This is a genomic window from Bradyrhizobium sp. USDA 10063 (assembly GCF_054063735.1).
Genome location: NZ_JBSSGP010000002.1, coordinates 7,024,194 through 7,043,362, shown reverse-complemented (window position 1 = coordinate 7,043,362; position 19,169 = coordinate 7,024,194). Strand labels below are relative to the sequence as shown.

General features: G+C 63.9%; 20 protein-coding genes. 7 read left to right on the top strand and 13 right to left on the bottom strand.

Annotation, left to right across the window (positions count from 1 at the left end):
• Positions 1-53: 53 nt before the first annotated feature.
• The 4 genes from ACVJGD_RS35225 to ACVJGD_RS35210 all read right to left on the bottom strand — a co-directional run bounded on the left by ACVJGD_RS35225 (position 54) and on the right by ACVJGD_RS35210 (position 5,322).
• Positions 54-2,189 (bottom strand): ATP-binding protein, encoded by a 2,136-nt coding sequence (locus tag ACVJGD_RS35225; RefSeq protein WP_456638508.1) that lies wholly within the window; start codon positions 2,187-2,189, stop codon positions 54-56.
• A 483-nt stretch (positions 2,190-2,672) separates the two neighbouring features.
• A complete protein-coding gene (locus tag ACVJGD_RS35220; protein ID WP_456638507.1) occupies positions 2,673-3,290 on the bottom strand; it encodes a LysE family translocator in 618 nt (205 codons plus the stop codon).
• Positions 3,291-3,365: 75 nt separating this feature from the next.
• Positions 3,366-3,896, bottom strand: a complete 531-nt coding sequence (locus tag ACVJGD_RS35215) for a hypothetical protein (protein WP_456638506.1) — start codon at positions 3,894-3,896, stop codon at positions 3,366-3,368.
• A 7-nt stretch (positions 3,897-3,903) separates the two neighbouring features.
• Complete coding sequence (locus ACVJGD_RS35210) at positions 3,904-5,322, bottom strand: LVIVD repeat-containing protein (RefSeq protein WP_456640478.1); 1,419 nt, start codon at positions 5,320-5,322, stop codon at positions 3,904-3,906.
• 144 nt (positions 5,323-5,466) lie between these two features.
• Here ACVJGD_RS35210 and ACVJGD_RS35205 point away from each other — a divergent pair, with 144 nt between their 5' ends.
• Genes ACVJGD_RS35205 through ACVJGD_RS35195 form a run of 3 tightly spaced genes read left to right on the top strand, consistent with a single transcriptional unit; the run spans position 5,467 to position 6,786 of the window.
• Positions 5,467-5,781 carry an ArsR/SmtB family transcription factor gene (locus ACVJGD_RS35205; RefSeq protein WP_456640477.1) on the top strand — a complete coding sequence of 105 codons (315 nt, stop codon included), beginning with the start codon at positions 5,467-5,469 and terminating at the stop codon, positions 5,779-5,781.
• Positions 5,774-6,241, top strand: coding sequence for an SRPBCC family protein (locus tag ACVJGD_RS35200; protein WP_456638505.1), 468 nt, complete (start codon positions 5,774-5,776; stop codon positions 6,239-6,241). Before ACVJGD_RS35205 ends, ACVJGD_RS35200 begins: the two co-directional genes overlap by 8 nt.
• 32 nt (positions 6,242-6,273) lie before the next feature.
• The gene (locus tag ACVJGD_RS35195; protein WP_456640476.1) at positions 6,274-6,786 is read left to right on the top strand and encodes an SRPBCC family protein; all 513 of its coding nucleotides are present in this window, start codon (positions 6,274-6,276) and stop codon (positions 6,784-6,786) included.
• Positions 6,787-6,945: 159 nt separating this feature from the next.
• Here the strand turns inward: ACVJGD_RS35195 and ACVJGD_RS35190 are convergent, their stop codons facing one another.
• Positions 6,946-8,556: an AMP-binding protein gene (locus ACVJGD_RS35190; RefSeq protein ID WP_456638504.1), complete on the bottom strand. Its 1,611-nt coding sequence runs from the start codon at positions 8,554-8,556 to the stop codon at positions 6,946-6,948.
• A gap of 393 nt (positions 8,557-8,949) precedes the next feature.
• Here ACVJGD_RS35190 and ACVJGD_RS35185 point away from each other — a divergent pair, with 393 nt between their 5' ends.
• The gene (locus ACVJGD_RS35185) at positions 8,950-9,240 is read left to right on the top strand and encodes a hypothetical protein (RefSeq protein WP_456638503.1); all 291 of its coding nucleotides are present in this window, start codon (positions 8,950-8,952) and stop codon (positions 9,238-9,240) included.
• Between the two features lie 75 nt (positions 9,241-9,315).
• On the opposite strand, the gene ACVJGD_RS35180 is transcribed toward ACVJGD_RS35185, so the two are convergent.
• On the bottom strand, positions 9,316-9,849 hold the full coding sequence (locus ACVJGD_RS35180) for a DUF4112 domain-containing protein (RefSeq protein ID WP_456638502.1): 534 nt from the start codon (positions 9,847-9,849) through the stop codon (positions 9,316-9,318).
• Positions 9,850-9,992: 143 nt separating this feature from the next.
• On the opposite strand from ACVJGD_RS35180, the gene ACVJGD_RS35175 reads away from it, so the two are divergent.
• Complete coding sequence (locus ACVJGD_RS35175) at positions 9,993-10,289, top strand: hypothetical protein (protein ID WP_456638501.1); 297 nt, start codon at positions 9,993-9,995, stop codon at positions 10,287-10,289.
• Positions 10,290-10,371: 82 nt separating this feature from the next.
• Here ACVJGD_RS35175 and ACVJGD_RS35170 read toward each other — a convergent pair whose 3' ends face one another.
• The 3 genes from ACVJGD_RS35170 to ACVJGD_RS35160 all read right to left on the bottom strand — a co-directional run bounded on the left by ACVJGD_RS35170 (position 10,372) and on the right by ACVJGD_RS35160 (position 13,747).
• Entirely contained in the window at positions 10,372-10,791 is a 420-nt protein-coding gene (locus ACVJGD_RS35170) for a DUF5413 family protein (RefSeq protein ID WP_456638500.1), read from the bottom strand.
• A gap of 65 nt (positions 10,792-10,856) precedes the next feature.
• Positions 10,857-12,419 carry a hypothetical protein gene (locus tag ACVJGD_RS35165; protein ID WP_456638499.1) on the bottom strand — a complete coding sequence of 521 codons (1,563 nt, stop codon included), beginning with the start codon at positions 12,417-12,419 and terminating at the stop codon, positions 10,857-10,859.
• Between the two features lie 35 nt (positions 12,420-12,454).
• Entirely contained in the window at positions 12,455-13,747 is a 1,293-nt protein-coding gene (locus ACVJGD_RS35160; RefSeq protein ID WP_456638498.1) for an adenylosuccinate synthase, read from the bottom strand.
• Between the two features lie 285 nt (positions 13,748-14,032).
• On the opposite strand from ACVJGD_RS35160, the gene ybaK reads away from it, so the two are divergent.
• Positions 14,033-14,506, top strand: a complete 474-nt coding sequence (gene ybaK / locus ACVJGD_RS35155) for a Cys-tRNA(Pro) deacylase (RefSeq protein ID WP_456638497.1) — start codon at positions 14,033-14,035, stop codon at positions 14,504-14,506.
• A gap of 235 nt (positions 14,507-14,741) precedes the next feature.
• Here the strand turns inward: ybaK and ACVJGD_RS35150 are convergent, their stop codons facing one another.
• The 4 genes from ACVJGD_RS35150 to ACVJGD_RS35135 are packed head-to-tail and all read right to left on the bottom strand — an operon-like array spanning position 14,742 to position 17,977.
• Positions 14,742-15,923, bottom strand: coding sequence for an MFS transporter (locus ACVJGD_RS35150; protein WP_456638496.1), 1,182 nt, complete (start codon positions 15,921-15,923; stop codon positions 14,742-14,744).
• A 14-nt stretch (positions 15,924-15,937) separates the two neighbouring features.
• Positions 15,938-16,156 carry a hypothetical protein gene (locus ACVJGD_RS35145; protein WP_454617021.1) on the bottom strand — a complete coding sequence of 73 codons (219 nt, stop codon included), beginning with the start codon at positions 16,154-16,156 and terminating at the stop codon, positions 15,938-15,940.
• Positions 16,149-16,754 (bottom strand): cysteine hydrolase family protein, encoded by a 606-nt coding sequence (locus ACVJGD_RS35140; RefSeq protein WP_456638495.1) that lies wholly within the window; start codon positions 16,752-16,754, stop codon positions 16,149-16,151. Before ACVJGD_RS35140 ends, ACVJGD_RS35145 begins: the two co-directional genes overlap by 8 nt.
• Positions 16,755-16,759: 5 nt before the next feature.
• Positions 16,760-17,977, bottom strand: coding sequence for a GNAT family N-acetyltransferase (locus ACVJGD_RS35135; protein WP_456638494.1), 1,218 nt, complete (start codon positions 17,975-17,977; stop codon positions 16,760-16,762).
• A 94-nt stretch (positions 17,978-18,071) separates the two neighbouring features.
• Between ACVJGD_RS35135 and ACVJGD_RS35130 the strand changes: the two genes are divergently transcribed.
• Positions 18,072-19,121, top strand: a complete 1,050-nt coding sequence (locus ACVJGD_RS35130) for a LysR family transcriptional regulator (RefSeq protein ID WP_456638493.1) — start codon at positions 18,072-18,074, stop codon at positions 19,119-19,121.
• Positions 19,122-19,169: the final 48 nt, after the last annotated feature.

Sequence of the window (19,169 nt, the reverse complement as noted above, 5' to 3'; positions counted from 1 at the left end):
GGAATCTGATCAATGGCGCTATGCGCTGCAGGGAAGCAGCGGCAAGAAGCAGCTCAACCTTCGTGCAGGATTGACCGCAAGCGCGCGGCCAATTCTGACATGCGGAACGGTTTGTCGATGATCGGAAATTCGCCCACCGCCCGATGTCGCTCTAACGCGTCTCCCGCATAGCCCGAGGCGAGCAGGACCTTGATGCCCCTGTTCAATTGCCTGGCTTCGCGGGCCACCTCGATGCCGTTAATCCCGTTTGGCATCACGATGTCACTTAGCAAGAGATCAAATTGTTCGCTTCGGAGCATCCGAAGCGCTTCCGCGCCATTCCGGGCGCAGCGAACCTGATAGCCCGACCTGGACAGCATCGCAGACGTGAGGTCCAGAAGATCGTCATTATCCTCGACAACCAGGATTCGCTCCGAGCCGGCCGGAAACGCTTGGGATTGAACATCTTCGATTTCGACGCCGGGCTTGTCCGTGGCTTTGGGCAAGTAGAGAGCGACAGTGGTCCCCCTTCCCAATGCGCTTTCGATGGCAATGTGCCCCCCGGACTGACGGACAAAGCCGTAGACCATGCTCAGGCCGAGCCCGGTACCTTTGCCAACCTCCTTCGTTGTGAAGAAGGGCTCAAACGCGCGGTCCCGCACCTCGGAGGACATTCCAGAACCAGTGTCCCTGACAGACAGCTTGACGTACGAACCGGGCAAGCACCCTGCCACGGCTCCTTCGACCACGACGATGTTCCTCATCTCGATGTCGAGCACGCCGCCATTGGGCATGGCGTCGCGCGCGTTCAGGGCCAGATTGAGCAGAGCGGTCTCCAGCCGCGCCGGGTCGACATGGCACAGCCACAACCCTTCAGTGGTCCACACCTTGACCCGGCATGCCTCGCCCACGGCTTTGCGAATGAGTCCCTGGAACTCGGAAACAAGCTGGTTTGCGTTGACCGGTTTCGGATTCAATACCTGCCGTCGCGAGAAGGCAAGAAGCTGCGCCGTCAGCTTTGCCCCCCGATCGACGGCACGCCGTGCAGCCGCGGCGAAGCGCCGGGCTTTGCCAATATCGTCGCCAGCCTCGATGAGTTCGAGATTCGCGGAGACCACCGTGAGCAGGTTGTTGAAGTCGTGCGCGACGCCGCCGGTGAGCTGGCCGACGCTCTCCATCTTCTGGCTCTGATGGAACTGCTCCCTCGCTTCGGACAATTCGTGCTCACGGTGCTTCAGCGCATCGGCCATGGCGTTGAATGCCCTGGCGACCCGTGCGATCTCCGAGTTGCCCGGGATATCCACACGCTGGCCGAATTCGCCGATCCGCCATCGGTTCGCAGCGTCGACCAATTGCGCGAACGGACGCTGGATGAGCCGTTGGGCGCCCCACGCCGTCAGGATCAAAACGATCAGGGCGCTCATGACAATGAACAACACGTCGCGCTGCGTGCGATGTTCGATCTTGGTGAAAGTCTGCGCCTTGCCGAGGCCAAAGCCGACAAGAAGATCTTCCCCCACGGCGGCGAAGCCGACAATTCTTCGCACGCCGTCAATGTTAACAATGTCCGCGACAGTCCCGTTGTAGAGCATCGGGTCTACAATCGGCAACTTCTTGCCGACGTACCGGCCATTATCAGGATAGCGAGCGAGACAGATGCCGTTGCGGTCCGTGATGGCGAGCGCAGCTCCCTCCGGAACGCCTTTGTTCGCGATGTAGTCAGCGAGCCAATCAAGGCTGAGAGCCGCTATGACGAGTCCGCCCATGCGGCCCTCGTCGTCGTAGAATGGCAGCGCAAACTGAAGGACGTTTTGACCGGTGGATCGGCCGATTGCGAACTCTCCGATTGTGAATTTTCCGGTTTTCACGACGCGGGCGAAGTAGGAACGTCCAGCGGCGGTAGTTGGCTTGTGCTCTCTGGTTGAGTCGCAGAAGGAACTGCCGTTCATGTCAACCACGATAAAGACGATGAACTCCGGGTATCGTTGCTTGATCCTGGAAAGGTAGGCGTTGCATCCCTGGACGTCTTTCGCCTTTATCGCCGGAAGCTCCGAAAGCGCGATCAAGGCCTGACGAACTCCCTGGACGATCTGCTGCTGCTCAGCGGCGGCGAGCTTGGCGAGGCCGAGTGCCTCGTCCTGGACTTCGACCTGGCGTGTGCGACGCAGGTCGATTTCATTGTACGCCTGTATCGCGATTGCCGGCAGCATGGCCGCAGCCACCAGCACGAAGAGGCGTGATAGCAGGCTACTCATTTCGACGCCAAACGATGGCGGGGCGACGGGAAGGCTGGCGGCGGGTGAGCCATATGGAGGCACACGGGTAGCATTCACGCAGAGATGTCAGCAGCCTCGGGAACCATCAAGCTTTACGACCGAATGCGGCGTTCTTGGACGGGGCGCTCGACATCGCTGGAGCTTTGATGGTCGTCGACCAGCCTCTAGGTCCGCGCTTGCGCGTGAAAGAGGAATGCCGAGCTATCGGTCAAGTTTGCGCCCGGCACGTCAAGGCGCCGATAGAGTGATTGTCATTGAACTGCTGTCCCGCTACCAACTTCCTCCAGAGAGACTGAACCGGCCGCATTACAGAGCTGTTTCAGTCCGTCGGGAAATGATTGCAATTGTAGGCGAGCAGCCAAAATCCTGGTCCGGAATCAGCTTCCGGGACTGGACATCGCCGGGTCCAGGGGCACGCTAGCGCCCCCGCGTCAGCGCGAGCCAGATGCCGCCGCCGATCATGAAGCCGCCCGAGATGCGCGAGACCAGGCGCGTCCGCTGCTTGGAAAAGAATTTTCGGGCGCGGCCGGCGAGCAGCGCGTAGATCATGTCGCTCATTGCCGCCGTCACCATGAAGGTCACGCCAAGCAGCGCGACTTGCGGGAAGTGGTCCTTGTTCAGGTCCACGAACTGGGGAATGAAGGCGCCGAAGAACACCAGCACTTTCGGGTTCGACAGCAGCACCAGAAATCCCTGCAGGAAGAACCCGCCACGCGGCGGCGGTGGCGGCGCATCCGTGCTCACCTCCTCGACCGGGGAGCGGATCAGCTTGATGCCGAGCCAGACCAGGTAGGCCGCGCCGGCAAAGCGCACCCAGTCGAACCAGTAGCCCATCGTCGCCATCAGCGAGGTGAGGCCGACCGCGACGATGCCGATCACGATCGCCAGCCCCGCCTGCGCGCCCAGCACATTGGTCAGCGCGGCGCGGGTGCCATAGCGCAGGCCGTTGGCGATCACCAGCGTGACGATCGGGCCGGGCAACAAAGCGAGCGCAATGCAGGCGGCGACGTAGGCGAGATAGGCTTGCAGGGACATGGGGGGACTCGGCTGGAGACTCTGGTCGCATCATAAAGATGGAAATGCCCAGGACAAGCCCGGGCGCGGCGAGTTCTATTGCGTATTCATGGCTGATTTCATCCATTGCGCCGGCTCGGCCTTCGCCAGGAATTCCAACGCGGCGCGCTGTAGCCGAATGGCATCTCCCCTGCCCTGCGCCGCCACCACCAGGAGATCGCAGCGGTGCGAGACAGCAATGCCGACTGCAGCACGCGTGCCATCGCCCAGATGGTATGGCCTGATACGTCCGGGCATGTCGGCGACGCGCACCGCCTCGCCGGTGCCAATCGGGACAAAGCGCTCGCTGATCAGGTCGATATCCGCGACGCGGTCGACCTCGTCGTCATCGGCAACGCCGCTCGTACAATTGCAGAAGCCGAGCTTTGGACGGACGTAGACTTCGATAGCGCCGCCGCAGGATGCCGCGCCGCAGCGGAACGCACGGCCCGCGGGCCAGCCGTCGCGCGGAAACGGCCAGGCGATCTCCTGCCAGTTCGCGCGCGGCGTCGAAGTCTCGTAGGCTGCAACGCCCGACAGGACACCGAGCACGAGCGTCGCTGTCGCGATCACCGGCCAGGCGCGCATTCGTCCCTCACGGCAGGCCGGCGATAGCGCGCGCCTCGCCGGTCAACTCGAGTATGTGCAGGCCGGTATTGGCGCGATCAACGGCATAGATGTAGCCGCGCTCGTCGGTCTCGACATTGTTGGTCTGGATCGCGACCTTGCAGCGATCCTTGCCTTCGATGGGGACGCAGCGCTTGTCGGTTGCCGGCGTGATCGACGGGATGAAGTAGCCGACCTCCTTGGGGTGATAGGGATCGCGGATGTCGAGCGCACGGACGCCGGCATTGAAGAACGCGATGAAAGCCATTTTCTTGTAGTAGACCGGCGCCATGCTCTCGCTGGAGGAATGCGAACCGAACCGCCCGCCGCGCTCGCAGAACGAGCCGCTTGCCTCCGGCACGGTGTAACTCGAGATCATCATTGGCCGCGTCTCGGTGGTGACGTCGGCAAACCACACCATCTGCCGCGCCTCGCCGCATTCGTTCAAGATCGCCTCGTCGACGATCATCACGATGTCGCGGGTCTTGCCATCCTTGTCGTGCGAAAATTCCGCGATCGGCATGCCCGGCATCGGGAACGCCGTGTGCGCGCCGTTGAGTGCCGACAGCGGCATGCGCGATATTTCGGGATAGCGAAGATTTTCGGCAATCGGCTCCTTCGGCCCGTTGAGCAGCTTGTCACGGTCGACGATCTGCAGGAAACCGCCCTTGTTGGTGCCATAGCCGAAATAGACGCGGTTGCCGCTTGGCCCCGTCGAGATTGGCCCGTGCAGCTCGGTCGGCACCGCGCCGGTCGAACCGGGCTCCTGGCCCGGCAGGCCAAAATCCCTGATCTTCACGGGGTGCGCGGGGTCACTGAGATCGTAGACCTGCGTCATGCGACGGGTGCGCCAGTCCGGCGCGCCGGAGACCAGGAAGGCGATGCCGGTGTCGCACTCCCACCAGCTCTTGTGCGTGTCCTTCAGTCCGCCGATGCGCGAGACCAGCACCGGATTGGCGGGATCGGCGACATTCCAGATCTCATGCGCCTCGCTGCCGAAGGTGCGCAGCATATAGACCGCGCTGCGATCCCCCTTCGGCAGATCCTTGCCGTCGCAGACACGCACCATCTGCGCGCCGCCGGATTCGTATTTGCCCTCCTGGCCCGGAATGTGCCGCAGATATTTTGGATGCGCGGGGTCGGTGACATCGACGATCGACGTGCCGTTCGGTTCGCCCTTGCCGGTCATCGGATTGACGGGATGGGGAATCTCGTCGGTGCCGCCGTGATGGCCGATATAGGCGATCCAGCGGTCGCCCTGATGATGGATGGTGGGCTGATAGGCGCTGCGCGCCTGCAAATCGTTGGTTCCCACCAATCTCATATTGGAGGCTTCGGGCGGGGCTCCGATCTTTTGCTGCTCTGCATAAACGCCCGCGACCCCGAGAAAAGAAATTGCCACACACAGCGCAAGTTTGCCGCCACCCTTCATGTGTTCCACCCCTTGTTTCAAGGCCAATCTCCGTTGGCTGATCACACGATAACACGACCGAACGTTGCGCCAAAAACACGCTCTTGACATGCAACCATTTGGTTGCCTATTGTCGATCGCATGGACGAAGTCTTCAAAGCGCTGGCGGACGCGTCGCGGCGGTCGCTCCTGGACAGGCTTCACGCCAGAAACGGACAGACACTGAACGAACTGTGCGAAGGCCTCGCCATGACGCGGCAGGCAGTGACGAAGCACCTTGCGATTCTCGAAGAGGCCAACCTCGTCACCACGTTCAAGCATGGCCGCGAGAAACTGCACTACCTCAACCCGGTGCCGATCCATCAGATCGGCGAACGATGGATCAAGAAGTTCGAGCGCGCCAAGCTGGTCGCGCTCACCGAATTGAAACGGCAATTGGAGAAGCGTGATGAGTAAGCCGGAATTCGTATACGTCACCTATATCGAGACCACGCCCGAGAAATTGTGGGAGGCGCTGACCGATAGTGAATTCACCAAGCGTTACTGGTTCAACACGGAAGCGAAATCCGACTGGAAGGTGGGCTCCGCGTTCGCGCTGGTCATGAACGGCACCACGACGGATGTGGGGGAAATCCTCGAGGCCGACCGGCCGCGGCGGCTCGCCTACACCTTCAAGCACCAGCTTGATGAGGAGCTGCGCAAGGAGCCGCCGACCAAGGTCGTCTTCACCATCGAGCCCCACGGCAGCCTCGTGAAGCTGACCGTGACGCATGAAGGCTTCGTCGAAGGCAGCAAGCTGCTCGACGGCATCTCCAAGGGATGGCCGGCGATCCTGTCCGGGCTCAAGACCCTGCTCGAAACCGGAAAAGTGTTCGCGATCCCGCCTCGTGCGCTTGGGATCGAAGGGTTCGAATAGAGATGAAGATCTATCGGAGGAATCGCGTGGATATCAATATCGAGAAATTCAAGCCGGCGATCGTCTACACGATCTATATCGCGTCCACACCGGAGAAGGTCTGGGAGGCGCTGACCAGCGCCGAGTTCAGCCGGAAGTATTTTTTTGGCAACGCGGTCGAGGTCGATCTCAGGGTCGGCGGCGCATTCATGGTGCGCACGCCCGACGGCGCGCCGCACATCACCGGCGAGGTGATCGAATGCGAGCCGGCGCGGAAGCTGACCGTGACCTTCAACGTCAACTGGCCGGCGCTGGTGGAAAGACTGGGGCCGACGCTCGTGACCTATGAGATCGAACCGGCGGGCAACGCGGTCAAGCTGACGCTCCTGCAATCGCACGACCGGCCGCTCAGCGACGACATCCTCTCCGGCGGCCGCGCCGGCTGGCCCGCGATCCTCTCCAGCCTCAAGAGCCTGCTGGAAACCGGCAATGCCATCGTCGTCCAGATGCAGCCGCCGGAGCGGATGCTGGCGGCGCTGAAGGAGCTGGGGATCGCGACGCCGTAAGTAGCCGCATGCATCGTTGTCGTCCCTGCGAAAGCAGGGACCCATACCACCGGGGCTCGTTGTAGGAAAAGGAAGCGAGCAACGAGCAGCTCGCGAAACAATAGAGGGCTGTGGTTATGGGTCCCCGCTTTCCGCGGGGACGACAACCGTGTTTGACGCTTACCCCCTCGCCCGCAATTCGCGGCGCAGCACCTTGCCGGTCGCGGTCATCGGCAACGACTCCGCGAACTCCACGAAGCGCGGATATTCGTGGGCGGCGAGTTGCACCTTGACGAAATCCTGGATCTCGCGGGCGAGCGTGTCGCTCGCCGCATAACCCGGGCGGAGCACGATCCAGGCCTTGATCGACTCAGTCCGGATCGGATCGGGAATGCCGACCACGGCCGACATCGCCACCGCCGGATGCTTCATCAGCGTATGCTCGATCTCGGAGGGGCCGACGCGATAGCCGGCGGTGGTGATGACGTCGTCCTCGCGGCTGACGTACCAGAAATAGCCGTCCTCATCCTGCACGCCGAGATCGCCGGTCAGCAGAAACTCGCCGGCATATTTCTTCGCGGTCGCTTCCGGATTGCGCCAATATTCGATCATGGTGACAGGGCACGGCTGCCGCACGCCGATGATGCCGCGCGTCCCTCGCGGCAGCTCCTCGCCTCTGTCGTCGACGATACGCACGTCGAAGCCGGGCGTCGCCCTGCCCATCGAGCCCGGGCGGATCGGAAACAGATTCGAATTGCTGCCGATCACGAGGTTGCATTCGGTCTGGCCGAATACCTCATGGGCGTCGATGCCGAACGTGTCGCGCACCCAGCCCAACAGTTCGCCGCCGAGCGACTCGCCGCCGGTGAAGATGCTGCGCAGCTTCACGCCCGAATTTTTCACGCCGGCCTGCCGCATCAGCTTCAGCGCGGTCGGCGGCAGGAACACGTTGCGGATCCCGAGTTCGACCATCATCTGCATCGCCGCCTGCGGCTCGAATTTGCGCGCGCGATGGCCGACCAGGGGAATGCCGTGGTACCAGAACGCGAACAGGCCGTTGATCAAGCCGCCGATCCAGGCCCAATCCGCCGGCGTCCACATCAGGTCGCCGGGCCGCGGCAGGAAGTTGTGGCACATCTCGACATTCGGCAGGTGACCGAGCACGACGCGATGCGCGTGCAGCGCGCCCTTCGGATTGCCTGTGGTGCCTGACGTATAGATGATGAGCGCGGGATCGTCGGCCGAGGTATCGACTGTCGTGAACTCCGGCGAGGCCGCACGCAGTGCATGCCAGAACGGCCTGGTGCCTGCGGGCACGTTATCGCCGACCACGTAGACGTTCTTCAGCTCGGGCAGGCGGTCGCGGATCTTTGCCAGCTTCTCCCAGCCGGCCGCGTCGGTGACGACTGCCTTTGCTTCGGAATTCGACAGCCGGAATTCCAGTGCATCCTCGCCGAACAGCGCGAACAGCGGGATCGAGATCATTGCGGAGCGGAAGGCGGCGATATGCGCGATCGGCAGTTCCAGCGATTGCGACAAAAACACCGCGACGCGGTCGCCGCGCTCAAGACCATCGGCCTTCAGCACATTGGCAAAGCGGCGCGACATCTCCGCGACCTCGTCGAAGGTGGTACGCGTCTGGGTACCGTCCTCGTCGACATAGACAAGTGCGAGCCGGCCGGAGCCATCGGCATGGCGGTCGCAGCAGGCGGTCGCCATGTTGAAGCGCGCCGGAACGTCCCAGCGGAAGTTGCGGTAGAGCTCGTCGTAGGTTGCGGCTTCCTTGAGCATGATCCTCGGCGTTCCCAGCATTTCCTCGCAGGCCGGCGGCGCGATGCGCGATGACCGGTGGTTCTGTTGTTGCCGCCAGTTTTAAAGCCCCGCCCGCCCCGCACAAGCCTCGGCGTCGCTGCGAGCCGGGCGCGCCGGCGGCTCCCGTGTTTACCCGGTGCCCTCGCCCCCGAATACTTCATAACATATTGATTTAATTAATTTTAATCTGGTTTCCTTACTGCCATGCGCGGATTCATCATGAGGTCTGTCGATGCCGTTCAGGGGTCGCAATTTTGTCAAATAAGCCTATATTAGGGGACGAAATGACATGCGCGGCGCGCCGCCGGTTGTGGCCCGCCGTCCCCAACCCCCAATCGCGCTAGCGCCAAGAAGAGTAAGAGGTCGTCGACCATGCGTCCTATGCGTCCGTTCAACTTTAACACCGCCGCCGAACTGTTTCCCGCCGCCATTCGCAAGAAGAAGCGGGCCGGTTTCGCCTATCGGCGCTTTGGCACCGCGGCGGAAGCCGTGCGGTACGCCATGGAGGAGTTGCCGGCGGATTCCCTGAACGGCGCCTACCTGCAGGTCGAGGAAGCCCGGTTCGACCAGAACGGCATCCGTTCGCTCTATGAGAGCGAGGCGTTCCCGCTGCCGCGTCGTCCGCGCCCGGTGCAGGCCAATACCGACGCCGACGCAGCTTAAGTCAATCGGTCCCTACCAAGCGAAAAGCCCTCGGGATCCGGGGGCTTTCTCTTTTTGCGTCTGTCTCTTTTGCGTCTATAGCCGCGGCTGCTTGTCCAGCCAGCGCTTGAGCATGCGCACATTGCGGACATTGGCCCGGAACATGACGTCGAACGCGTCACCCGCAAGCGGCACCAGGCCGACCGCGCCATCGAGCGCGACGTTGGCAAGCATCCGCGCGGTGATGTGCCAGGGCGCGCCGAGTGCGCGCGCTTCCCGCACCAGCCACAGCGAGATCGCCGTCGTGATGATGTCGCCGACCACGGGGATCAGGCCGATCAGGCCGTCGATGCCGTAGCGGATCTTGGTGCCCGGCACGATGAAGGCGACGTCGAGCAGTTTTGCGATCGCCTCGAGCCGCGCCAGCCGCTGCTCGCGGGTGAGATTGCCGAACGGATTGGCCGTGTCGAAATCCAGCCGGAACGCCTCGAACTGCGGATGCAGCGAGGCTTCCGGAATCTCGCGTCCTTCCTGATCGATGATTTTTCCCTGCGGCCGCGACCTGGCGTCGCGGAAGGCGCCTTGCGAGCGGGCGCGATTGGGCGTGAAGATGTCGTCGGACATGGGCATTCAGATGGTAACGCAGAGGCGCGGCACAAGTTGCGTCACATTACCGCTCTGTCACCTCGCGACCGGGCTCGCGCGCCACACACTCGCCGTCATTGCGAAGCGATGTTCGGGCATTTCGTCACGCAGATTGGGGCAAAAAAGCATTGCCGCGATTTAACTGGTGGATCTTCTCGGCTCAGGCCAACACCGGCCACTTCAATTCCGCGAGGAACTCCATCAAAGCGATGCCGAATATTGAGATCACTGAGGAGTGCCGCGCCCTGATTGAGAGCGCGATTGAACCCCCGACCGGACGGCGCTTGCCAAACGGCAACTGGCTCATACCGGTCAACGAGGTAACGTGGGAACGGCTACAGCAAGTGCGGCTGCAAGGCGAAACGATCTCGGACTGCATCATTCGCATCATGATCGTCACTTTGCACAAGCACGGCTTGCAATAGAGCATCGCAGCAAACGAACGGTGGATGACGTTTTTCGCCACCGCTCTTTGATCCGCGGCGAAAAGCTAATCCGCCCACGATTCTAGGTGGTCGCCGGCTGCGGCTCTTCCGCATATTTGTGCGCCAGCCAGGACGACAGCGTTGCCGGTACGAAGCCGACGAGCCCGTAGAGGATGAACTGCACCACGCCGGAATCCGGCCCGCGCGAGCCGTAGAGCAGTTCGGACGCGATGAATCCGATTGCGCCGATGATCAGCATCCGCACCAGCGGCGTGATCCTCCGCACATGCATCAGGATGTCGTCGATCGCCCCCAGCATCAGCGATGGCACGATGCCAAACAGATACGCGTATTGCAGCGTCTTGGCGAAAGCCAGGAAGAACTTTCCGACCTCGTGCGCGCCCGTCTCGGTCCAATAGCCCGACTGATAGGAGGTCGCGAACAGCAGAATGAGGCCACCGATGAACGGGCCGATGGCGGCGAAGATCAGGTAGCGTTTCATGGCGCCCACTCTCACTGCATGAGATCGTGATCCGAGATGAACCGGGCCATGATCTCAGTCCTTCGTCACTCCCCCCACGCCGCAAAGGCGTCGTTGAACGCGCGCTCGCCTGGCGCGCCCTTCTCGATCGCGATGATGGCGCGGCGCTGGTTGGAGTAGACGAGCGGCACGTCGAACCAGGAGCGCTCCTTCAGGAGCTGCAGGTTGCGCGAGCGGTCGGCGTCGACGTTGGAGAGGCCGACCAGGAAGAAGCCGTCGGTGACCTTCACTGCGAGGCCTGCGAGCGGGGTGCCGCGGGCCTGCTCGTTCGACTTCATCAGGATGCCAGGCACATTGCCGACGCCGCCGTTCGGAAAATCCGGCGGCAGGATGAAGGTGAGCTCGGCGGTGTGGCTCGCGGGCAGGGACGAGTCGGTGTTGCGGCGGAACGACATCGTCATCTTGAACTTGCGGTCAGGGATCTCGATGTCGGCGCGCACGGCGATATCGGCGGCCGCGTTGCCCGAAGACTTGATCGGTTCGGTGCGCCAGATCACCGAGCCGACATATTGCTTGCCCTTGGGATCGCTGGGGTCCTCGTCATAGAGCACGACGCGCTGCGCCACCGGCGCAACCGGCTCGGTGGACGACGGCTGGCCGACGCGATCCGGAATCTTGGGCTTGGCCGCGGGCGCCGACGCATCCTTCGGCGCTTCCACCGAGGGCGACGACTTGAGCAGGCCGCTCACGACCGTGACCGCCTGCTTGCCCCAGAGGATGCCGGCGCCGATCAGGATCAGGATGATGCCGACCGCGATCGCGGTCTTGAACGGGAATGCCGAGCCGAGCCGCGCGCTCTTCTTGACCTCGCGATCGCCATTGCCGAGCCGCGGCCGCGATCCCTGCGGGTAGCGCTCCGCCTCCTCGCTCGACTCGTCATAGGAATAGGGGGCGTCCGGATCGGCGCCGCGGTTCTCCATGTTCGGCTCGAGCCGGTCGAACTCCGGCGAGGGCGACGGCACGTTGGCGTAGGTCTTGCGCGCGTTGCGGTTGGCCTGCGCGGCGGCACGGCCGAGATCGTCGGCGTCAGCGGCGAGGTCGCGGAAGCCCCGCATGGCCGGCGGCTGCGGCGCCGGCGGCGCGCCGTTGTTCGCGCCAGCACTATTGTCCGGCCCGCGGCGCGCGCCGGGGGGCCGCTGCGGATCGGGCGGCGGTGGCGTCGGCGGACGCGGGGCGACCGGCGGCGCCTCGCCACGAAGATTGCGCGGCGGGCGATCCTCGCCACCAGGCGGACGCGGCGGCGGTGGAGTGCGCGGGCGCGGCGGGGTGCCTTGTGCCGGAGCGGCTTCCGGCGGGCGGGCGGCCGCGGTGGCGCGGCGGAACGCATCGCCGCTGCGGGAACCGCCGCCAGGTGGACGGCCGGCCTCGCGGGCGCGCTGGGCAGCTTCCGATTCGACCTTGCGCACGGCCTCCTCGAGCGACAGGCGCTCGCGGGTGATCTCTGACTCGGAAAGCGGCGGCTGGACGCTGCGGAGCTGCTGAATCAGCGCCGCCCGCGCCCGCTCGTAAAGCGCGCGGCGGCTCTCACCGGGAGCATTGGGATCCAATCCGGCGATGGCACGGGCAATCAGCGGGTAGTAATCAGCCATTTCCATCAAATTGGTGGGATATAGGTAATATCCCGTTAAGCCTCGAACGGATTCTGTACCAGAATAGTATCCTCGCGTTCCGGGCTGGTGGAAAGAAGCGCGATCGGGCAGCCGACCAATTCCTCCACCCGGCGGACATATTTGATGGCCTGTGCCGGCAGGTCGGCCCAGGAACGGGCGTTCGCCGTCGGCTGCTTCCAGCCCTCGATCGTCTCATAGATCGGCACCACGCGGGCCTGTGCGCCCTCGCCCGCCGGCAAATGGTCGATTTCCTTGCCGTCGAGCTTGTAGCCGGTGCAGACCTGTATGGTATCGAATCCATCTAGAATATCGAGCTTGGTCAGCGCCAGCCCCGTGATGCCGCAGGTGCGCACCGTCTGCCGCACCAGCACCGCGTCGAACCAGCCGGTGCGGCGCTTGCGGCCGGTATTGACGCCGAATTCCTTGCCGCGGCGGCCGATTTCCTCGCCGATCTCGTCCGTCAGCTCGGTCGGGAACGGCCCCTGGCCGACACGGGTGGTGTAGGCCTTGCAGATCCCCAGGACATAGCCGACCGCGCCGGGGCCGAGCCCGGCGCCGGTCGCCGCCTGCGCCGCCACCGTGTTGGAGGAGGTGACGTAGGGATAGGTGCCGTGATCGACGTCCAGCAGCGCACCCTGGGCGCCCTCGAACAAAATGCGCTTGCCCTCGCGGCGCTTGAGATCGAGCAGCCGCCAGACGGTCTCGGCATACGGCAGGATCTTCGGCGCCAGCGCCGACAGCTCGGCAAGGATGCCCCTGCCGTCGATCTCCTCCAGATTGAGGCCGCGGCGCAGCGCATTGTGGTGCGCCAGCAGGCGGTCGATCTTGTGCGGCAAGGTGTCGAGGTCGGCGAGGTCCATCAGGCGGATGGCGCGGCGGCCGACCTTGTCCTCATAGGCCGGGCCGATGCCGCGGCGCGTGGTGCCGATCGCAGTCATCGCGTTGGATGATTCGCGCAGCGCGTCGAGATCGCGGTGCAGCGGCAGGATCAGCGTGACGTTCTCGGCGATCCGTAAGTTGTCCGGGCTGACCGCGACGCCCTGCCCCTTCAGCCGCGCCACCTCATCCAGGAAGGCCTGCGGATCGAACACGACGCCATTGCCGATCACGGCCAGTTTCGACGGCCGCAGCACGCCCGACGGCAAGAGCGCGAGCTTGTAGGTCTCGCCGTTGATGACGAGCGTATGGCCGGCATTGTGGCCGCCCTGGAAGCGCACGACGATGTCGGCCTGCTCCGACAGCCAGTCGACGATCTTGCCCTTCCCTTCGTCGCCCCACTGGGCGCCGACCACGACAACATTGGCCATTTCGCAAGCGTTCCCTGCAACACTAAGGTTCGATCATGATGGACGCGGAAAAGCGGTACCGAACTTTCCGGATCATGGTTTAAGCTGCCCGGCCGAAATCACGGCGGTGGCCGCTCGCACACAGGTCGCTAACCCCGATAAAGGAAGCGCTACGCTTAAGCAAGCAAGAAGGGTAGTTTTTGCGTCGTTTCGATGATCTCCAAGCCTTTGATATCCCCGGAAAATTTGTGGCCGCGGAAAGGCAGGGGCAGATCATGGACAAGGATTAAGGGAACAGCCAGCCAGATGTCCAAGAGCACGCGCGCCACGGAGACGCTGGCAAAGCTCGGCGTGAAATTCACCCTGCACGCTTATGACTATGATCCTGACGCCGAGAGCATCGGCCTGCAGGCCGCCGAAGCGCTGGGGGTGGCGCCAAAACGGATGCTGAAGACGCTGATGGCCGAGGTCGACGGCAAGCCGGTCTGCGCGGTGGTGCCGTCCGACTGCGAGGTCAGCATGAAGAAGCTCGCTGCCGCCTTCGGCGGCAAGACCGCGAAGATGATGCGCTCCTCCGATGCCGAGCGGCTGACCGGCTACCATGTCGGCGGCATCAGCCCGTTCGGGCAGAAGAAGCGCGTGCCTGTCGCGATCGAACAGGCGGCGCTCGCCGAGGGAAGCGTGTTCGTCAATGGCGGCCAGCGCGGCCTGCAGATCGAGCTCGCGCCCGATGATGCGGTGAAGGCGACGGCTGGGATCGTGCGGCCGCTGACGGCGTGAGGCTAGAGCGTGGTCCAATCAGGCTTAATCTTCACCTCTCCCGCTTGCGAGAGAGGTCGGCGCACCCGGATCGGCGCTTCGCGCCGTCCGAGTACAGGCTCCGCGCCGGGTGAGGGCTCTCTCCACTCGGGGAGTCCCAATGCGGAGACACCCCCACCCCAGCCCTCCCCCGCAAGCGGGAGAGGAGCACAGCTTCACCGGGGCTATCTTTCAACGATTGCTTTGGACGTGACGCTCAGGCCGTCGCGGGCTTGAGCGCCAGCACCTCGCGGCGCTTTGTGAGCAGCGAGAACAACAGCGACAGCGGCGCCATCGCCGCCAGCAGCACGGCGCCCGCAATCAGCGCGGCCGACGGCTTGCCCCAGGCGTCCTGCAGCCGGCCGGCGGCAGAGGGCCCGATCGCCATCAGGATATAGAAGCAGGTGAAGAACAGGCCGAAGCCGGGCGAGCGGTCGCACGGCTCGAGCACGCGCGTCGGCAGCGACAGGATCGCGCCGGACAAGGGCCCGATGGCGACGCCGAAGACAAGGCAGGCAACCGTTGGGTGGACGTTTGCGACGAACAGCGCCAGCGCCAGCGCCGCGACAAGCCCGCAAGCAATGATCGCTGCGACCGGCCGCCCCGACCGCTCGACCAGATAGCCGCCGGCGGGAATGGCCACGATGGTGAGCCAGATCGCGAGGCCGACCAGCGACGCCGCCCCCGTCGGACTCGCTCCCTGCGCCACCATCAATTGCGGCGCATAGCTGAAGAACAACACGCAGGCGAGATTCATCGCGCCCCAGATGACACCCGCAACCAGAATCGGGACCAGTGTCCTGACCGGCAGGCCAGTGCGCGCGGCCGTCGTGGCCTCCGCCTGGACGGGACTCCGCGGCAGCAATGTGAAGGCGCCGAGCACGACCAGGGCCAACATCGCGCTCGACGCCATCACCGCCGGCCACCCCAGCGATTGTGCGAGATAAGTCTGTGCCGGCAGCGCGATCATCGCGCCGAACGGCCAGCTCATCTGCAACAGCGACATCGCCAGCACAATCTCGCGGCCGGCAAACCAGTCGGTCGTCATCTTGGTGGCGACCAGGATCACGATGGTGGCGCCGACGCCACCGATCACGCGCGCGATCAATGCGGCGGCGAAGCTATCGCAATAGGACAGAGCGATGCCCGACATTGCCATCAGCGCCAAGCCGCTGAGCCCGAGCGTCGTCTCGCGCACGCGCCGGCCGATCAGGCCGGCCGGAAAGGCGACGACGATTCCGGGCAACAGATAAGCACCGAGCAGCATGCCGAGCTGGGCGTAGCCGAGCGCCAGATCGTGCATCAGGAAATTGGTCGTCGACCCGACCGACTGGAACTGAAACCCGGTCGTCGCGCGCGCCGCGAACAGCACGGCAAGCACGATCCATCTGCGGGGCATCAACGCCTCCCCGATCAATCCTGGAAGTCGCCGCTGGCGAGATTGAGGCTGACCGCGTTGGAAAATTCGGACAATTCGTCTTCGGAAATCTCGTGCAGCGACAGTTGAAGCTGCATGATCGCGAGATCGACGAGATGGCCCGCAAAGGACAGCCCGCCGGACACCAGAATGTTACGCTGTTCGGTCAGTACCGGAATCACGTTACGCAAGCGACGGGCCCTCAGTTCATCCATATCGATGCCCTCTCAGAGGCCGCTGCGCGGTCGCGACCAGCCAGTGGGCGGTGGTGGCGACGTCGGCGAACAATTCGATCGCCTTGGTCGCGACAAGGTGCACCGAGCCAGGATCGGCATCGCGCCGCTGCCGGCTCGCCGCTGCATCGGTCAGGAAGGTGACGCGATGGCCACGGTGTGAAGCGTCGATGGCGGTGGCAAGGCAGACCTCTTCCGCCGCCAGACCGCCGATCGCAAAGCTGCCGATCCGCGAGACGACGTCCTCGAACAGCGGATTGGCGTAGCAGGAGGGCTGCCTGCGCTCGAACACCATGTCCGAGCGCTTCGGCTCGAGGCCCATGATCCAGGGCGACTGCGCCTTCCTGTCGAGGAGATCCAGGCCCGGGATGTCCAAGGCTTGGGCCCGCCGCGTGAACGCGATCGGCATCCCGGCATTGCGGGCGTGCTGGATCGCGGCCCTGCAGCTTTCCAGCGAGCGCTCGACATCGTCAGCGCAGGCTGCCGCGCGAAAATAGGCGTCCTCCTGCAGGTCGACCATGACCAGCAGGCGGGTGTTGGAGGCGCCGACATAGGGCTTGAGGTCGATCACCGGGGCCATGGCGATCACATCGTTGCCGGCTGCGCCGCCGCGCCGCGGCCGGCGGACATTTCGAGGATGCCGGGGACGTCCCACTGTCCTTCCGGGCGGATCAGGACGTAGGGATCCTCGCCAAGGGTGATGCGCTGCGGATGCCGTTCGGTCTGAAGCTTGACCTCGACATAGTCGAAATCGGAGAACACGAATTCGCGCGAGCCCTGCATGCGCTCGAAGCCGCGCTGCTCCCAGAAACCGAGCAACCGCTTCTGCGCATGCGCATAGAGGACGTTGTAACCCTTCTTGCGGCAGAGCTCGATCGCGGCATCGACGATGCGGCCGGCGATGCCGCCGCTGCGGCTTTCGCTGCGCACCGCCAGCCGCTCCAGCTTGGCGAAATCGGCGAAGTAGCGGATCCGCATGCAGCCGACCGGCTCGCGGCCCTGATGGCAGATCAGATGGGTCGCGGAGAAATCATTGCCGTCGAACTCCTCCTCGAACGGGCAATGCTGCTCGCCCATGTAGACGGCGCTGCGGATCGCCATCACGCGCGCCATCTCGTCCATCGAGCGCACCACCCGCACCGAGATCGGGTCCGGCGGCACCGGCTTCAGCGGCGGCATCTCGTGCGAGCGATCGAGCATCTGCAGATGCGGCGCGAACAATCCGTCATAGCGGGCGCCGGGCGTGAACCCGAGCGGCTCGAGCACGCGCAGACCTTCCTTGGTGATCGGCCGCGAATAGATGTTGATGCCCTGGTAGAGCGGGGTCGAGAATTTCTGCAGCACCAGCGGGATCGCAGCGACCGTCGGCCCCTTGGCGTGGATGGCCCAGACATAGATGCCCGCGGGTCGCTCCGACTGCCGCGCGACGAAGGCGAGATCGGGATTCTTGGTATCGAGCCGGCCGTCGATCAGGCGGCGCGTGCCTTCATGGGTCAGCGGCAGCACCGCCAGGAAACCTTCGCCCTTGGGCGCGGCAATGTCGAACTGGTCCCGTCGCGCGATCGCCCAGAACACATCGGGATTATGGTTGGCGACGGTCTGCACGATCCGGTTGGTGGTCAGCCCGGGAATATCTTCCCTGGCCGCATCCATCAGCGCCGCAATCCCGGCGGCATCGACGGTGAAAATCACCGTGCGTTTCGCCAGTTGCAGCATGGTCATCTTGTCGAGCGAACGGGCGGGACCCATCCCCTGACGCCTGGTGGCGGCCTTGCGAATAAAATCGAGGTCCAGAGCTGTCATCGATCATCTCTCGCGGTTGTGGATTCGCCGCGTTTCTGCCAAGAATAGAGGGATGTTCCCGTTAAGCTAAAAGGCGACAAACGAGGCGATTTGTATGCACTCACCTGAGCGCAGGGGTGTTCACCACCGTGCACACCCCCCGGGCCGCATCGCCCAGTGGGATTCGGTGCGGATCTTCCTTGAGGTGGCACGGATCGGCAGCTTCCGCGCTGCAGCCCTCGAGCTGAACGCTTCGGCCAACTTCCTGCGGAAGCAGATCCTGCACCTAGAGAGTGCCTATAAAACGACGCTGATCACCCGGCATGTCGATGGCGTGCGGCTGACGCCGGAAGGCGAGAAGGTGCTGGAGGCGGCACGGCGGATGGAGGAAGCCGCCTTCGGCCTCGACCGCGCGCTGAGCCAGACCACGCCGGCCCTGTCCGGCGAGGTGCGCTTTGCCATCACCGAAGGTCTCGGCACCTTCTGGGTCGCGCCGCGGCTGATCGAATTCCAGCGTGTCTATCCGGGGCTTTTGGTCGACCTCACATGCGAGATGCGTTCGGCCGACGTGCTCAGGCTCGAGGCCGACGTCGCGGTGCAACTCGAAGAGCCTGACAAGCCCGACCTGAAGCGCGTCAAGATCGGGCGTCTCCACGTCATGCCATTCGTCAGCCCGTCCTATGTCGAGATCTACGGCATGCCGAAGGACCAGGACGACATCCGGCAGAACCACCGCATCGTGCTGCAGGACGCCGACCAGACCCGCGCGCAACAGATGTACGAGCAATATGCCGGCCGCGAGCAGGTCGGCTTCGTCGCCATGCGCAACAATGTCAGCAGCGCCCATGTCTGGGCGGTCGCCAAGGGCGCCGGCATCGGCTGGCTGCCGACCTATGTGCCGGCAGTCGCCGGGCCTTTGATCCCGCTCGACATCGGCATCAACTTCTCGCTCGACATCTGGCTTGCCTATCACCCCGACGCCAAGCGGATTCCGCGCGTCAAGCAGTTGATCGACTGGACCATCCAGGCCTTCGACGGCCGCAAGTATCCGTGGTTCCGCGACGAGTTCGTGCATCCCAACGACCTGCAGAAAACCTACAAGGGGGAGCCACTGGTCAATCTGTTTGCAGGCTTCGTGAACGAAACACAGTCCAAGATCGGCTGAGCAACGCAATGAGCAAATCGACCGACGGGCACATCGATCAATTGGTGC

Bases quoted from the DNA above. Each gene is read 5' to 3' on its own strand.
- ACVJGD_RS35225 (WP_456638508.1), bottom strand. From the start codon at position 2,189: ATGCTGCCGGCAATCGCGATACAGGCGTACAATGAAATCGACCTGCGT.
- ACVJGD_RS35220 (WP_456638507.1), bottom strand. From the start codon at position 3,290: ATGTCCCTGCAAGCCTATCTCGCCTACGTCGCCGCCTGCATTGCGCTC.
- ACVJGD_RS35215 (WP_456638506.1), bottom strand. From the start codon at position 3,896: ATGCGCGCCTGGCCGGTGATCGCGACAGCGACGCTCGTGCTCGGTGTC.
- ACVJGD_RS35205 (WP_456640477.1), top strand. From the start codon at position 5,467: ATGGACGAAGTCTTCAAAGCGCTGGCGGACGCGTCGCGGCGGTCGCTC.
- ACVJGD_RS35200 (WP_456638505.1), top strand. From the start codon at position 5,774: ATGAGTAAGCCGGAATTCGTATACGTCACCTATATCGAGACCACGCCC.
- ACVJGD_RS35190 (WP_456638504.1), bottom strand. From the start codon at position 8,556: ATGCTCAAGGAAGCCGCAACCTACGACGAGCTCTACCGCAACTTCCGC.
- ACVJGD_RS35185 (WP_456638503.1), top strand. From the start codon at position 8,950: ATGCGTCCTATGCGTCCGTTCAACTTTAACACCGCCGCCGAACTGTTT.
- ACVJGD_RS35180 (WP_456638502.1), bottom strand. From the start codon at position 9,849: ATGCCCATGTCCGACGACATCTTCACGCCCAATCGCGCCCGCTCGCAA.
- ACVJGD_RS35170 (WP_456638500.1), bottom strand. From the start codon at position 10,791: ATGAAACGCTACCTGATCTTCGCCGCCATCGGCCCGTTCATCGGTGGC.
- ACVJGD_RS35165 (WP_456638499.1), bottom strand. From the start codon at position 12,419: ATGGCTGATTACTACCCGCTGATTGCCCGTGCCATCGCCGGATTGGAT.
- ACVJGD_RS35160 (WP_456638498.1), bottom strand. From the start codon at position 13,747: ATGGCCAATGTTGTCGTGGTCGGCGCCCAGTGGGGCGACGAAGGGAAG.
- ybaK (WP_456638497.1), top strand. From the start codon at position 14,033: ATGTCCAAGAGCACGCGCGCCACGGAGACGCTGGCAAAGCTCGGCGTG.
- ACVJGD_RS35150 (WP_456638496.1), bottom strand. From the start codon at position 15,923: ATGCCCCGCAGATGGATCGTGCTTGCCGTGCTGTTCGCGGCGCGCGCG.
- ACVJGD_RS35145 (WP_454617021.1), bottom strand. From the start codon at position 16,156: ATGGATGAACTGAGGGCCCGTCGCTTGCGTAACGTGATTCCGGTACTG.
- ACVJGD_RS35140 (WP_456638495.1), bottom strand. From the start codon at position 16,754: ATGGCCCCGGTGATCGACCTCAAGCCCTATGTCGGCGCCTCCAACACC.
- ACVJGD_RS35135 (WP_456638494.1), bottom strand. From the start codon at position 17,977: ATGACAGCTCTGGACCTCGATTTTATTCGCAAGGCCGCCACCAGGCGT.
- ACVJGD_RS35130 (WP_456638493.1), top strand. From the start codon at position 18,072: ATGCACTCACCTGAGCGCAGGGGTGTTCACCACCGTGCACACCCCCCG.